Below are 16,110 nucleotides of genomic sequence, written 5' to 3' on the forward strand. Positions count from 1 at the left end.
GAATTTTATAATATAAGCATTAACAAAATATTAATTAATTATTAATAGATTTTAGTAAAATATTTGCTAATTCCAATGCTTTGCTTCTGTGAGAAATTGATTTTTTAATATTTTCATCAAGCTCACCCAATGTTTTATCAAAGCCTTTAGGTATAAACATAGGATCGTAACCAAAACCTTTATTACCCCTTGCCTCATCAATCACATTACCATGCATAAATCCGTGCGTTGTAAAAATACCATAAGGTGTTGCAAGAGCTATTGCGGCTGTATAATATGCGTATGTTTTTTTAATATTTCTTTTTTTAAGTTCATCAATCAATTTATATAAATTATCTTTATCACTTGCTCCTGCTCCTGCAAACCTTGCGGAATATATACCTGGTACACCACCTAAAACCGGTACGCTTATACCGCTATCATCCGCCAAAACTATACTACCGGGAAGTTTTTCATATATGGTTTTAGCTTTTATTATCGCATTGTCTTTAAAAGTAGTACCGTTTTCTTCTATCTCAAACGGTTCAATTAATTCGGAATAAGGAAGAATTTCAATACCTTCAAAAAACTTCTTAATCTCTTTTATTTTTCCTTTATTGGAACTTGCTACAATTATTTTCATTTTTTTCCTCCGAAATCTACTAAAAACATCCCGCAAAAACTGTCTTTATCATATATTTCGACCCTAAACATTTTGTGATTTTTATCCACAGCATATTTTTTTATAAGCTTGTCTTTTGTAATTTTTTTATATGCTTCATTCTGTTTGGAACTATAACCAATAACATTAATCCTTTTATCACTTAAAACTTTAAAATATTTGTCAACTTTTACAATACTCGGTACGGTTATTTCTTTTTTCTGACCGTCAATTTCTATTTTTATTTTTTTTATTTTACAAAAATTCTTAAAATATTGAGGATATAATACTGCGTGTCTATTGTATCCTTCATATAAAACATAATAATTTTTTTCTTTTACTACCGCCACTAAAGGGTTACTACTTTTAAAAGTAATCTGTTTCGATGTTAAAGGAAAAAAGTTGATAACTTTGTCAATATTTTTAACTGGTAGAATCGTATTACCGTTTATAATAACATAATCCTCTTTTTTCAATAGTTTTTTAATTTCCGGTATAGTAAGATCAAAATTTCTCGTATATTTTATTCCGACTATTTTCATAAATTCTTCAATAGCCCTTAACTGGTAATAAATTTTGGTTGGCAGATCTTTTATGTTTTTGCTTGTTTCAATCGCGAAAGCAGGCTTTCCGTGAGTTATTGCAAAATACGTTAAAGACAACCTCATCTGTTCATCTTTAAACTTGGTTTTGGTGTTTTTTACATTAAAAAAATGATAGTTCTTTTTTAAATCCGTATTTAAACAGCTTGATACTTTTCTTGCTATATCCCCCAAATTACCAAATTTATTTGTTTTTATTTTTTCCTGGTCTATGATACAGGTCTGTCCCCATGCGGCAGGATTAAAAATGGAATTTTGCCATGAGTTTCTGTAAAACCCGTGTCCGTCATGAAGATTTAAAACCATATCAATTTTGGGGTTTAAAATAATTTTTTTTATGTCTTCAACAATATTATAATCTTTATCTTTCTTATCAATAAAGGCGAACTTTCTATTCATATCCCCGTAAACGCCTCTTCTAAACTTAACAATGGAATCAAAGTTCAAATTCGGTACAATCCATAAAGAACCTTTATTTATATCGTAATATCTGATTAAAAAAGACGGAGCATAGTAACCTCCCGGCTCATTTCCATGAATTCCACCGATTACAAGTAACGTGTTTCCCTGTTCCCCGTTTTTTTTATAAAGCGTAAAATGAAGATTTGCAGCATTTAAATAAAAAGCTAAAATAATTATTAATAATTTTTTCATTATTTCTCCGCTATAATTTTCAACCCGTCGTTAGTAAATTTGACATAAAGTTCTTTAGGCCCCGCATATTTATAATTTTTGGATATATACTTTTCAAACATATTAATTCTGAAAATCTTTTTATTGTTTATATTTTGATAAGGGACAATATCTATGTCCTTAAAATATATTTCAACTTTTTGATATTTTTTATTTTCAAAAACTCTTTTTTTATAATCTAAAAACTCTTTTAAGTCTTTGCCGTCCGATTTTTTAAAACTTTCATCATAAAAATTCTTATAACTTTCAAAATCGTTATTCATCCATGCCTTTCTCCACTTATATATAAAAGCCAAAATAGAGGCTATTTCTTCTTTTGTAGCGGTTAAAGGCACATTTTCGCTTATTAAAAGATACGTGTCTTTATAATTGATTTCATTTTTAAGCTGCAGCAGTTTATTGTTGTCCATAACAATACAACCTTTTGTATTGTTATCATCTCTTTTTCCTTCAAGCGGTACGCCGTGTATCCATATTCCGTGACCATTTTTATGATTAATCTTATCAAACAGGTTCGGATACCCGGTAACAAAAGCAAACGGTCCGTAAAAACTATCTACATTTTCAATTAATCCTTTTAACTTATAAACGCCTATCGGGGTTTTTAAATCCCCCTCTTTTTTCTTGTCGCCGTCAAGCCCCGTCAATACTTTTACCGTATCGATTAATTTAAACGTGCTGTCATTGTTTTCAAATATTTTTAATATTTTTTTTGACTTAACGCAAACTAAAATATCCTTTTGAGTTTCGTAATACCCCCATGTCACATCTTTATTTTGCAATCTTTCTAACCAGTATGTTTTACTTCCCAAAATTTTTTCAATATGTTCACTTAAAGCATCACTACCGTTAAACCTATAAATATCAATCAAATTTGCAGAATATAAAAAAGTCACCAAAAATAGAATTAAAAACCTCAACTCCCGCCTTTTTTTGAAGGGAATTATATCAAATTATTTCCTGCGGTTTCCCAAAATAAAATCCTTGGGAACAATCTACATCCAACTCACACATTTTTTTATAAATTTCTTCAGTTTCCACATATTCCGCAACTATTTTCATACCTCCTTTTTTAGCGAACGCAACCATTGTTTCAACTATCATTTGTGATTTTCTATCTGTTAAAATATTCTTGATTAAACTGCCGTCAATTTTGAATCCGTTAACTTCAAAATTGAAAAGGTAACTAAAATTTGAATACCCGCTTCCGAAATCATCTATAAATATTTTTACTCCCTTATCCCTTAAATACCTCATAAACTCAATAGAAGTTTTTGATTCGGTTATATTCTCGCTTTCAAGTAATTCTATGGTAATTCTTTGTGGTTCAGGAAATTTTTCTATTAAATCAATAACAGCGTTTCTTATTTTTTCATTTTCAAAATCTTCCAAATCAAGGTTTAATGAGACAATTTCCTTTCTGTCTTTAAATGTTTCAAGAGCGGTTTTAAATACTTTTTTTGTTATTTCCGGATACAAATTCGCACTTTTAGCAATATCCAAAAAACTTCCCGGAAGATATATATTTCCTTTCTCATCTTCAATTCTTACAAGAGCTTCATACTTCACGATTTTTTTTGTTTTATTCTCAACAATAGGCTGGTAATATACTTTAATTCTGTTGTTTTTAATGGCTTTAACCAAAATATTTAAAATTTTAAGATTTTTTTCGAACTCTTTAATGGTGTCTTTTATATCACAAAAGCATAAACATTTTTCCTTTCTTCTTTTTGCATATTCAAGAGCTATGTCCGCTGTTGTCAAAAGATTTTCTTTTGCCTTGCTCATACCGCACCTGAAAGTCAATATAATCTCATTTTCATTTATATGATAAGGTTTTTCAAGTTCTTGCAATATGTTTGCAATAAACTTAAAATTGTCTTCTTTTTTACTGTATGGTAAAGGAACAGCGAATTCGTCTATATTTATGTGATATGCTTTTGTTAAATTTTTAATTCTTTGACCAATAAAATAAATTAATTTATCACCTATTTCCTGACCAAAATAATCATTTATTTCCCTAAAATTATTTATATTTAAAATAGCTAAGTTAAATTTTTCTTTTTTAAGATCTTCATTCAGTTTAATTCTGTTCGGTAATTTTGTTAAATCACTTATAAGATAGCTTTTAATCATCTCATTGCGATAATACACTATCGATTTTACCGCCGTATTGATCTCTTTTTTCAATTTTTCAAACTCGATGTATTTCATTTTTGTCTTTAAAGGTTCATAAATACCTTTTTCTATTTTGTTTTTAAAATACATAAGTATAATATTAATATCTTCCCTAATAGTTTTCATATAATCATAAAAATAATAAAGAGTAAACACCAACGCAATACCCAAAACAATAAAAATCCACATAAATGTCTGATTATATTTCTGAATTTGATTTTTAATAGGCAGTCTTGCTTCAAGCACCCCTATGAAATCCCCCAACCTGAACCCAGTATAATGATTTCTTTTTAATCCTCCGTGACATCTAATACATTCACTTTCAACAATTAAAGGCCTGTAATAAATTAATGTATCTTTTTTAATTTCATACAATTCTTTTTTCTTTTTCAGTTTGTTTATAAATTGTTTATCGAAAGGTAAAAATTTATCATCCAGCAACGCATGGATTTTAAAATCGATATTTGTTTTTTTACTATAAATTTTTATTATATCAGCGAAGCTGTTTTTATATAACATTTGTGAATATTTCATTACAATCAATGAGTCTGTAGCTGTTTTTGCTTTATCTATCTGATCTACTATCAATTGTTTATAGATTATAAAATATAATATCACCAAAGCTGCAGTTGCTACAAATAAAGACAGTACAATTATTTTAGCCATTTTTAAAAAAAGGTTGGTCATTACACGCCTTTGGTGAATTAATGTTCAGGAGAAAATTATAACAAATAGGGAAAAAAAGAAAAGGATATAATTTAAATTTATACCTCTCCGAGTCCGTATTTGATGTGTTGTTCTTTTTTATGTTTTGAAATCAGATATCTCCAATATAGTACCGGAACCACTACAACAGACAGAAGTGTAGAAGCAAGTACACCGAAAATCAGCGCAACCGCAAGCCCCTGCCATACAGGGTCAAGTACGATTACAAACGATGCAAGGATAATAGCAAGTGCAGTTAAGATAATAGGTCTGAATCTTGTAGCCGCAGCTTCTATTACGGCTTCATTGATGCTTCTTCCCTGTTTTAAAAGATCGTTCGTAAAGTCGATAAGCAACAACGAGTTTCTAACAACAATACCGGCAAGAGCAATAAATCCGATCATACTTGTAGCGGTAAAGTATGTTTTGCTTCCGAAAAACGCCAAAGTAATCCAGTTCATAATCGCATGTCCAGGAAGCACCCCGATAAACGTTAAAGGAACCGCCGCAAGTACGATTCGTGGAACTCTGAAGTTTTTATAATACGCCACCATCAACAGATAAATAAGCACAACGGCAACACCGAATGCGCTTCCAAGGTCTCTGAATACGTCAAATGTCAGCTCCCATTCTCCACCCCAGATAAGGTCATACGTTTTACCTGTTTTTTCATCCACGGCTTTAAGATTAAGTCTTGGATTTCCGTCGTATGTAATTTTATATCCCGGAATTCCTTTATCTTTAAGCTCACTGAATATATCAAGAAGCGCATATAGACTTCCTCTTTTATCCATCTCACCCGTTACCATAACCATCGGACGTAAATCTTTAGAGGTAATCATACCGTCATATGCAACAGGAACCACTTTAACCACCTCTTTTAGAGGAACGAGTCTGTGAGTAACCATTGACATTAGTTTGATTTTATCAAGAGCGTCAATCGAATCTCTCGCATTTTTTTCAAATCTGACAAAAATTCCCACCTGCTCTTTTTCACTCGGAATATGAGCCACACTAACAACCGCACCTTTTAATCCCATACCGAGTATTTTTGCTATCTGATCTGTAGAGATTCCAAGCAGTGCAGCTTTTTCTCTGTCAGGAATAATTTTATATTTAACTATTTCCCTGTCTCTCATAATATCTATATCAACAACCCTGTCGGTATGTTTATATAGTTTTTCAATCTCTTCGGCTAATTTAACTCTTCCGTTTTCATCACCGCCGAACACCTGCATAAGAAGTGTAGCGATAACCGGCGGTCCCGGAGGATCTTCTACAAGTTTGATGTTAGCATTGTGGAAACTACACTCTTTTTGAATAACTGGTCTTAAGCGTGAAACCATATCGATTGAGCTTTCTTTTCTGCCTTCTTCTTTAGGGAAAAGATTTACTCTGATTTCACCGATGTTTTCACCTCTTTTCATTGAACTACCTCTAAGAAGACCGTTAAAGTCAACAACTCCGGTAATTCCGATAAACTGTTCGAAATCTTTGATTTCTTTTTCTTTTGCAAGGATTGAAGCAACACAATCGCTCACTTCTTTTGTCGAATCGATAGAACTTCCTTTTGGCAGGTCAATTGTAATGTTAAATGTATTTTTGTTTGCACTCGGCAGCATTTTAAACAATACTATTTTAAACGCAGGAAGCGCCATAGATCCTAATAATAGGATAATAAGTCCCGTAAAGAATATTACTCTTTTTGGAGTTGATGTAAGTAAAGGATCTAATATTTTATGGAAAATTTTATATGTTTTCGTTTTTCTTATATCAAACGGTTCGTGATTTTCTGAATGTTTGTGTTCAGGCAGGAATTTCACAGCCGCCCAAGGCGTAAACATATACGCAATCACAAGCGAAGCTATCATAGCAACAGGCACGTTAAATGGAATCGGCTGCATATAAGGCCCCATCATACCTGTTACGAAAAACATAGGAACGAAAGCTAAAATAATCGCAAGTGTCGCGATATTAGTAGGATTTCCGATTTCATTAGTCGCATATATTGCGGCATATTCACGAGGTTTGTCCCCGATTTCGAAATGTCTGTGTATATTTTCGATAACGATAATCGCACTATCAACCAAAAGCCCTAATGAAAGTATCAGCGCAAAGAGTGTAATTCTGTTGATTGTCTGCCCTGCGAGCATCCCGATAAACAGTGTAACCGAAAGAATTAAAGGCACTGTAAACGCAACGATAAGCGCTTCTCTCCATCCAAGCATAATTATTAAAAGTATTACGATAATACCAAGAGATATCAACAGGTGATAAATAAGTTCGTTAACCGCATGGTTTGCTTTATTTCCGTCATTTCTTGTTACGAATATATCAACATCTTTCGGAAGAGTTTTTTTAAGCTCTTCGGCTTTTTTAATTACGTCGTTTGCCACGAATACCGCGTTTGTTCCTCTTTTTTTACCTATGAAAATCGTTACCTGATTTAGTTTTTCTCCTATGATTTTTTTATCTTCAAACGCTTTTCCGGCTTCGAAATATGTTTGATGTTTGTTTTGAAAATCAACACCGTCTTCAACTTTTGCGATATCTTTTACATATATAGGTCTTCCCATATAATTAGCTATAACAAGATTTTCCACATCTTTTGTAGATTTTATAAATCCGTCAAACTCTACAGGGATTGAGTATTTTTTATTATCAACCCCTCCTAAAGGATAATCGACATTGCTGCCTTGAAGAGCCATTGCAATTTGACCGAGAGACAAATGATAAGCGGCTAATTTTTCCGGGTTTATAATAATATTAAACTGTCTTTTATGCCCGCCTTTTATACCTATAATACTTACATTTTTAACGGCGGCAAGAGGTGAGAGGAGTCTTTGGGCTATTCTGTAAAGCTGTGCGTCGTTATATTTTTTACTTGATAATGCCAATGTTACGATAGGTACTTCATCTATATCGATCGGTTTAACCAAAGGCTGCCAAACACCTTTTGGCAGTTTGTCCATATTTTGCATAACCCTGTCGTACAGTTTGGAAATACTTCTTACTTTATCCTGTCCTATTTTAAATCTTACAGTTACAATACCTACACTGTTCATAGCCATTCCGTATACATGTTTTACACCGGTCATGGCTTTAAGCGTTCTTTCAAGCGGATCAACTATTACGTTTTGTACTTCTTTAGAACTCGCACCCGGATATACAACCATTACGTTTGCAGCCGGTACGTCGATTTGCGGGTTTTCCTCACGAGGTGTGAAAAATACCGCAATTAGACCCATTAAAATAAGAGTAAGTGCAATTACGGGAGTTAGAGGATTTTTTAAAAAAGTTCTTGCAAGTCTACCCGCAATATTAAGGCTCAGCTCTTCTTCAATGGCTTCAAGCTCTTTTTCTTTAGCCCTAACTTCATCTTCCAATGCCTGAAGCTCGGCTTCGGTAGCTTTTAATTCATCAATAGAGCAGCTACCTCCCGCTTTTTTACTTTCAAGCTCTTTTTTCTTAGCTTCAATAGCTTCTTTTAGTTTTTCAAGATGCTCCATACGCACTCCTATAATCTTTGTCCGTCAGCTAAATTTGCAGGTGGATAAAGAATAACTCTCTCACCTCCGTTTAAGCCTTTAACCGCAATATTTTCCCCGTCCTGAGCAATTTGTGTTACAGGAACGAATCTTGCAACGTTTCCGTCAACCACAAACACTCCAACAATACCGCTTCTGCTTGTAAGCGCACTAAAAGGCACTAAAACCGCTTCTTTTTTTGCAATATTTACAACAGCTTTTGCATACATTCCTGGAAGCAGCCCTTTAGTGTTTGTAAATGTGTATTTAACGATATATGAATGTGTCGCCGGATCCGCACTCGGTATTATAGTGCTTACTTTTGCACTGAATTCTTTTTTTATTGCCGGTACTTTAATCGTTACAGGCATACCGATTTTAAATTTATCGATATCTTCTTCTTTTACAAAACTTTTAGCTTTTAAGTTATGAATATCGCTTAGTACCAATACTGGATACCCGGGAAGCGCCATTTCAGCCACTTTTTTCATTTTCATAGTAACAACACCGTCAATCGGAGATTTTACTTTTGCGTATTTTAGCTGATTCTCAGCCATACTTAGCCCGGCTTTCGCCTGTTTTAGCATTCCTTTTGCCATATCAACCTGTTTTTTTCTGATATCCATCATTAATTTCATTTTTTCAAAATCTCTTTTACTAACCGCACCGTTTTCATATAAATTTTTAAATCTCTCATAGTCTTTTTTAGCGTCCGCATATGCCATCTCAGCCATCAATACTCCGCTTTGCGCCTGCAAAAGCGCCCCTCTTGCCTGGTTAAGCATTGAATAGATATCATTCGGATCCACTACAAAAAGTTCTTGACCTTTTTTTACAACATCGCCCTCTTCCACGTTTATTTTTTTAATATACCCCATAACTCTTGTTGCCACCATAACCTGAGAAGGTGAATACACATCCGCTACGTATTCTTTTTTAATATCAATCTCTTTTTTTTGAGCCGTAGCGGTTTCAAATGCGAACAATCCCGCAACCAAAGCCGTTAATAATGCTATTTTTTTAATCATTTACTCTCCTTTACTAAATCTCCTATTGCGGCTTTAAGTTCGGCAGCCGCCAGTGCTTCGTCATATTTTGCTTTTATAAGTTCCGCCCTCGCCTTTCTTGCATCCGCTTCTTTCATTAAAAGAATTGTCATATTTATCATTCCCTGCTTATACATATAAGTGTATTTGTTCAGTATTTCTTCCGCTAAATCTTTATTTACGATTTTATTTTTTAAAACCGCAGCCTTAGCCTGCAGATCAAGATATTTCTGTTCTACCTGAAGCGCTATACCTTTTTTCATATATTTATAATAATAAGCGGTCTGCATAGCCTCAATTTTACTTTTTTCTATTTTTGCTTTTTCACTGTTATCGAAAATTGTATAATTTAAGCCTACGGCAGCCACAAAATAATCTTTGTCCGAATCGATGTTGTTTAACTGATTATCATTCCATCCGTACTCGAGATGAGCACCTATCATCGGATATTTCACGGATGAATCCATTTTTACTTTTTTCTGCATAGTTTCAACATTTTTTTGCATCCATTTTAAATCGTTTCTGTTTTTTAAAGCCGCTTTTTTCAAATCTTTCAAATCGGAATCAGGAGATACGATTACTTTAAAATCCCCTACATCGCTTATTTCATCATCACCGCTTAAAAATCTTAAATATGAAAGAGCCAAAGCATATTTGTTTTTAGCTTCAGTAAGCATTGCGTCTACTTCGCTGTCCCTTTTTTTCGCCTGTAAAAGGTCAGTATCGGTAGCCATTCCCACTTTTTTAAAATTTTCTATCATTTTCACAAAACTTGCAGTTGTCTCTTTTGCTTTTTTGAGTGCCGAAATAAAATATTTAGCGGCAACCGCACCGTTATACGCCTTTAACACTTCTATGGCAAGTCTGTTTTTGTCATTTGCATATTTGAATTTGTTAGCGATTACCTGCAATTTTGCCATCTCTTTTGCGTATTTGAGTTTAAAGCCTGTAAAAATAGGTACTTCATATACGAATTTAGTCTTAAAATTACTTCTCGCTCCCGGATAATTCAGATCTTTAGGCTGAATCGCCAGTAATTGATCCGGTGTAGCCCCGCTTCCCCAGGCCATTAAAAAATCACTAAAACCGAAATCCTTAAAAGTAGCTTCACGACTTTCAAGTTTCATACCGAAAACATATAAAGCGTTGTTGCTTCTGCTTATTTCTTCAGTAAAAATCAGTTTCCCTAAATCGTATCCCTTTGCAGTTTTTAAATCAGCCTTGGCTTTATCGATATTCAGTTTTTTTGCTTTAAGTTCCAAGTTGTTACTTAAACTTTCATTCAAAACGGTGTCGAAATTCACCGTTTTCGCCATCAATAAACTCGATAAAGCGGCTGAAATTAATAAAAACTTATTCATACCGCTCCTTTATAAATTTTGTTGAATTTTAACAAATAGAGCTTATATATAAGATGTATATAAGAAAAAATTATCCCAGAAAAAAAGAGTGGTTTTATCTTTTTATGATATAATTTTATAAAAAAAAGGATATTGATGAAAAAATATACACCGATAATGTTTTTGGCATCATTAGGTGCAGGTGGTTTAACAGTTTCGTTTTATGTGTATCTGCTGTTTTTAATTCCTCACAAAGGAATCCCTTTAGCAACGTTTGATCACATTTATCATACTTTTAACAACACTTCCGTTATTAATAAAGTCGGAATTGTTTTAGCGTTAATCGGAATTTTGTATTTTGCATATAAACATATTTCCCTTCTTATTTGGAATATAAAACAGTGGAACAGTTTTAAAAAAACTGAAGAATACAATCAAATGAAAGGAACTTTAAAAGAAATTTCTTTTATGGCTATCCCTTTGACATACGCCATGACTATTAACGTAATGTTCGTACTTGGTGCGGCATTGGTTCCTGGACTTTGGAATATAATTGAATATATGTTCCCAATGGCTCTTTTAGCTTTCTTGGGTGTAGGAATTTACGCATTTAAAATATTCGGTGAATATTTTATTCCTTTAATTTTAAACGGTAATAAAGAATGGGAAGAAAACACAAGCCTTGTACAGTTATTATCAGTTTTTGCATTTGCTATGATAGGTGTAGGTTTTGCCGCTCCGGGAGCAATGAGCCATATCAAAGCCGTTAATGCTATAGGTATTTTTTGTTCATTTATATTTTTAGGTGCGGCTATTATTCTTGGGATTTTAAAATCTATATTAGGATTTCATACAATCATCAAAAACGGACTTGATGAAAAATCAGCTCCTTCACTTTGGATAGGAATTCCTATTTTTACATTAGTCGGAATCGCCCTTGTAAGAGACGCTTTCGGACTTGGACATCATTTTAGTGCAGATGCTGATTTAAAAGCGATGCTTTTCACATTAACAGGATTCACTTTCGCAGCTGAAATTTTAATGGGCGTATTCGGATATATCGTTTTGAAAAAAGTAAACTACTTTGAAAAATATATTCATTCGGATGAAAAAGATCCCGCAACATATGCGTTAATTTGTCCGGGTGTTGCGTTTTTCGTTTTTGGTATGTTTTTTATTCACTGGGGACTGGTATTTAATGGCGTATTTGATAATTACTCAATAGCTCACTATATATTAATAGCATTACTTGCGATAGTTCAATATAAAACTGTAAAAACAGTTTTAAAACTAAATAAAAAATTCGGCCTTTAAGGCCTCTCCCTTTTAAAAACGCACAAACAAAATACAAAATTAATTTTTAAGTATATAACCGTAAGTATCCTGCACCAATCCAATCAAAACCCGATATATTCATCTGCTTAAACCAAATATTTTCATATTTCAATACTCATTTTCAAATCACAGTTTATTAATTATATACACACATTTTTAACCAATCACTTTTTTTAAATTTCCTCATAGATTTTAAATTTTTCTATAGAAGCAAATTCACAAAAAACTTTTCTGTATTGATTACAGAAGTATAGTGACAGACACTAAAATAAATCTATTAATTTAAAAAGTTACATAATATAAAACTGAAAAAAATAAAAAAGAGAAAAAGAATTATTTTTTATTTTTAGCCATTCTTTTTCTAACTGAAGGATCAAGATATTTTTTTCTAACCCTGATAGACTGAGGAGTAACTTCAACAAGTTCGTCGTCTTCAATCCACTCAAGCGCTCTTTCAAGCGTCATATCCACAGGCGGTACAAGTTTGATAGCCTCGTCACTTCCGCTTGCCCTTACGTTTGTAAGGTTTTTACCTTTAATAGGGTTAACTTCAAGGTCGTTGCTTCTGCTGTGCTCCCCTACGATCATACCGTTATATACTTTATCACCAGGTTTTATAAACATTCTACCTCTTTCTTGAAGGTTGAATATAGCATATCCGACAGCCACGCCGTTTTCCATAGAAATAAGCGCACCGTTTTTTCTTGTATAAGGTTTAGTAGTTGCAGGTCTGAAATCTAAAAACGAACTGTTAAGAACACCCTCACCTTTAGTATCCGTCATAAATTCACCCCTGTAGCCGATAAGACCACGTGCAGGCATTTCGAATTCGATTCTTGTAGAACCGTCGCTTAGAGGCATCATGTTTTTCATAATTCCGCCTCTTGTACCAAGTTTTTCGATTACCGCACCGCTGTACTCTTCAGGAACGTCAACCACTACGTATTCGTACGGCTCTAACTTAACGCCGTTTTCTTCTTTGATAATTACTTCAGGACGTGAAAGTGAAAATTCAAAATCTTCTCTTCTTAGGTTTTCTGCAAGGATGGCAATTTGAAGCTCACCTCTTCCTGAAACCTTAAATTTACCTTCACCAAGCTCTTCGATTTTCATAGCGATGTTTGTTTCCATCTCTTTAAAGAGTCTGTCTCTAAGTTTAGGAGCAGTTACGTTTTTGCCTTCGGTACCTGCAAGAGGAGAGTCGTTAACGCTCATAATTACGCTGATTGTAGGCTCTTCGATATGAAGCGGGTCAAGTCCTACAGGATTGTCTTTATCTGCAATAGTATCCCCGACATCAAGTGCGCTGAAACCTGCAACAGCCACGATATCACCTGCGCTCGCCTCTTCAATTTCAACCCTGTCAAGCCCGAGGAAACCTAAAAGTTTTGTAATTCTACCGTTGATTTTTTCACCGTCGGCTTTTACAAGTGTAACGTTTTCACCTTTTTTCACTTTACCGTTAAAAATTCTCGCAATCCCGATTCTACCTACGAAATTGTCATAATCAAGAGTAAACACCTGCATTTGAAGAGGTTTTTCAACTTCACCTGTCGGTGCCGGAATATGATCAACGATAGCTTCGAAAATCGGAGTCATGTTTTCGTTGTCGTCTTCCAAGTCCCATTTTGCGATACCATTTTTAGCCGCAGCATAAATAATAGGAAACTCAAGCTGGTCTTCACTTGCACCCATACTTACGAATAAATCGAACACTTCATCAACAACCCTGTCAGGTTCAGCTGCAGGTTTATCGATTTTATTTACCACCAAGATAGGTTTAAGTCCAAGTGAAAGAGCTTTTTTCACAACGAATTTGGTCTGAGGCATTACACCTTCTTGTGCATCCACAAGGAGTAAAACACCGTCAACCATTTTAAGAACCCTCTCAACTTCTCCACCGAAGTCGCTGTGTCCCGGAGTATCGATAATATTAATTTTATAATCGTTCCATTTGATAGCCGTATTTTTAGAAAGAATCGTAATCCCTCTTTCTTTTTCGAGGTCGTTAGAGTCCATTACCCTCTCACCGAGTTCTTTTCTCTCATCAAGAGTACCTGACTGTTTTAGAAGTTCGTCAACCAAAGTAGTTTTCCCGTGGTCAACGTGTGCGATAACCGCAATATTTCTAATATTTTTCATTAATTGCCTTTATACATTGAAATTTTTCGCAATTATATCCAATATTTAAAAATATTTTTTAATTCATCAAAATATTACAAGAATATTACAAATATTAACAATTTTTCTATGAATTTTTATTTTTTCTTCATTTTATATTCATAAACCATATATAATTAGAGTTAAAAAAATAAAAAGGGAAATAATGAGCTCTAAAATGAAAATTGTCTTGTTGATAATTATAACTTTTATGGCGGTGTTGATTCCGGGTTATTTTATCATTCAAAATCAGATATATAAACTTGCGGAACAAGAAAATATAGATAAAGCCAGAAAAGCTGCCGGAGAACTGATAGCCATGAGACATTATATGGCCAAACTCGCTCCGAATGTAAAAATAACAAATCCAAATATGTCGAGATGGGCTGCGACACCGGCTTTTTCAGGCAGAAACGTAGCAAAAGAAGTTACAGAACAGTCAGGATTTTATATTAAACAAACATCTCTAAAATACAGAAACCCTCTAAACAAACCAAATGAAAACGAAAAAAAAATTCTTAAATTAATTGAAGAAAAAAAGCTTCCGGAATATTACGAAATAGGTACCAATGAAAAAGGTGAAGAAGTCATAAGATATGCAAAACCGTTATATATTAAAAAAGCATGTTTAAAATGTCACGGTGTTCCTCATAAAGATGTTCCGGACAAACTGTATAACGCACTTGTAAAAGATTACGGTCCTGTTGCTTTTAATTATAAATTGGGCGATATAAGAGGAATGGTTTCAGTTGAAGTACCGTTAACACAAGTTAAACAATCGATATCTAAAACACAAAAAATAATGCTGATTGGGGGTATTTTTGCACTTATTTTATTTATTTTGATTATTATTATTGCTATTAATATTTATTTTGAAAAAAATATTATCAAACCTGTTACAGAATATTCGAATATTTTAAGCAAAAATGATGATGACCTTACTATAAAATTAGAAGAAAAAGGGTCTGAAGAAATTAAAGGAATTGCAAAAGCAATAAATAAATTTATTACCGAATTAAGAAATATTATCAATAAAATTAAAGTATCCACTCAAAGATTATTGAACATTACATCTAAAATAACAGACAATGCTGAAAAAATTGAACAAAACGTAGAAACACAAAATAGATTAATAGATGAATTAAACGGTTATATTTCAAAAGTTCAAGAAAGTGTGGATTCTGCTGAAGATAAAGTAATAAAAACTGTTGACGACATAATAGACACTCAAAAAACATTAAGCCAAACTACACAAAAATTATCTGTCGTAGTTCAAAAAATACAACAAGAAGTTGATAATGAAACGGATGTAGCCAATCAAATCACGACACTTGCAAACCAATCTAACCAAATCAAAGATATTATCTCTATAATCAAAGAAATTGCGGATCAGACAAACCTTTTAGCTCTTAATGCGGCTATTGAAGCGGCAAGAGCAGGTGAACACGGAAGAGGTTTTGCGGTAGTAGCTGACGAAGTTAGAAAACTTGCCGAAAGAACACAAAAAAGCTTGGGCGAAATAGATGCCGGTGTAAATATAATAGTTCAGGGAATTTTACAGGCTCAACAGACTATTGAACAAAATGTGGAAGAATTCCAAAAAACAACTCAGCAAACTGACGAACTAATTACAGAGACAAACCAGACAATGGAAAAATTAAACACAACAATAGATAACGCTCAAATTGCAAAAGAAGAAACTTTAAAAATCAATTCAAATATTGAAGCTTTAATTAAAACCGCACACGGATTATTAAAAGAAAGTAAATTAACAGAAGAAATATCTAAAAAATTAAGACAAATTGTTAACGAACTCGAAAATGTTTCATCTGAACTGAAAAACGAAACGGAAAAATTTAAAGCTTAGGAACAGTAATTGCTTGA

10 protein-coding genes are annotated in these 16,110 nt (G+C 33.3%); 2 read left to right on the forward strand and 8 right to left on the reverse strand.

The window, feature by feature from the left end; genetic code table 11:
• Positions 1–34 precede the first annotated feature (34 nt).
• From rdgB to NAMH_RS07085, 7 genes are all read right to left on the reverse strand, one after another.
• Positions 35–622, reverse strand: coding sequence for an RdgB/HAM1 family non-canonical purine NTP pyrophosphatase (gene rdgB, locus NAMH_RS07055; RefSeq protein ID WP_015901834.1), 588 nt, complete (start codon positions 620–622; stop codon positions 35–37).
• Positions 619–1,896, reverse strand: a complete 1,278-nt coding sequence (locus NAMH_RS07060) for a M99 family carboxypeptidase catalytic domain-containing protein (RefSeq protein ID WP_015902823.1) — start codon at positions 1,894–1,896, stop codon at positions 619–621. Before NAMH_RS07060 ends, rdgB begins: the two co-directional genes overlap by 4 nt.
• A complete protein-coding gene (locus tag NAMH_RS07065; RefSeq protein WP_012663972.1) occupies positions 1,896–2,855 on the reverse strand; it encodes a L,D-transpeptidase family protein in 960 nt (319 codons plus the stop codon). Before NAMH_RS07065 ends, NAMH_RS07060 begins: the two co-directional genes overlap by 1 nt.
• Before the next feature lie 28 nt (positions 2,856–2,883).
• Positions 2,884–4,800 carry an EAL domain-containing protein gene (locus NAMH_RS07070; RefSeq protein WP_015902255.1) on the reverse strand — a complete coding sequence of 639 codons (1,917 nt, stop codon included), beginning with the start codon at positions 4,798–4,800 and terminating at the stop codon, positions 2,884–2,886.
• 77 nt (positions 4,801–4,877) lie between these two features.
• Positions 4,878–8,327 (reverse strand): efflux RND transporter permease subunit, encoded by a 3,450-nt coding sequence (locus NAMH_RS07075; protein WP_015902550.1) that lies wholly within the window; start codon positions 8,325–8,327, stop codon positions 4,878–4,880.
• A gap of 8 nt (positions 8,328–8,335) precedes the next feature.
• Positions 8,336–9,373 carry an efflux RND transporter periplasmic adaptor subunit gene (locus NAMH_RS07080; protein WP_012663891.1) on the reverse strand — a complete coding sequence of 346 codons (1,038 nt, stop codon included), beginning with the start codon at positions 9,371–9,373 and terminating at the stop codon, positions 8,336–8,338.
• The gene (locus NAMH_RS07085) at positions 9,370–10,752 is read right to left on the reverse strand and encodes a TolC family protein (protein ID WP_015902738.1); all 1,383 of its coding nucleotides are present in this window, start codon (positions 10,750–10,752) and stop codon (positions 9,370–9,372) included. Before NAMH_RS07085 ends, NAMH_RS07080 begins: the two co-directional genes overlap by 4 nt.
• 135 nt (positions 10,753–10,887) lie before the next feature.
• On the opposite strand from NAMH_RS07085, the gene NAMH_RS07090 reads away from it, so the two are divergent.
• Complete coding sequence (locus NAMH_RS07090; RefSeq protein ID WP_012663598.1) at positions 10,888–12,045, forward strand: TsoY family (seleno)protein; 1,158 nt, start codon at positions 10,888–10,890, stop codon at positions 12,043–12,045.
• 354 nt (positions 12,046–12,399) lie between these two features.
• On the opposite strand, the gene typA is transcribed toward NAMH_RS07090, so the two are convergent.
• Positions 12,400–14,208, reverse strand: coding sequence for a translational GTPase TypA (gene typA / locus NAMH_RS07095; RefSeq protein WP_015902028.1), 1,809 nt, complete (start codon positions 14,206–14,208; stop codon positions 12,400–12,402).
• 184 nt (positions 14,209–14,392) lie between these two features.
• On the opposite strand from typA, the gene NAMH_RS07100 reads away from it, so the two are divergent.
• Positions 14,393–16,093, forward strand: a complete 1,701-nt coding sequence (locus NAMH_RS07100) for a methyl-accepting chemotaxis protein (RefSeq protein WP_015902018.1) — start codon at positions 14,393–14,395, stop codon at positions 16,091–16,093.
• Positions 16,094–16,110: the final 17 nt, after the last annotated feature.

Source organism: Nautilia profundicola AmH (assembly GCF_000021725.1).
GTDB classification, from domain to species: Bacteria; Campylobacterota; Campylobacteria; order Campylobacterales; family Nautiliaceae; genus Nautilia; species Nautilia profundicola.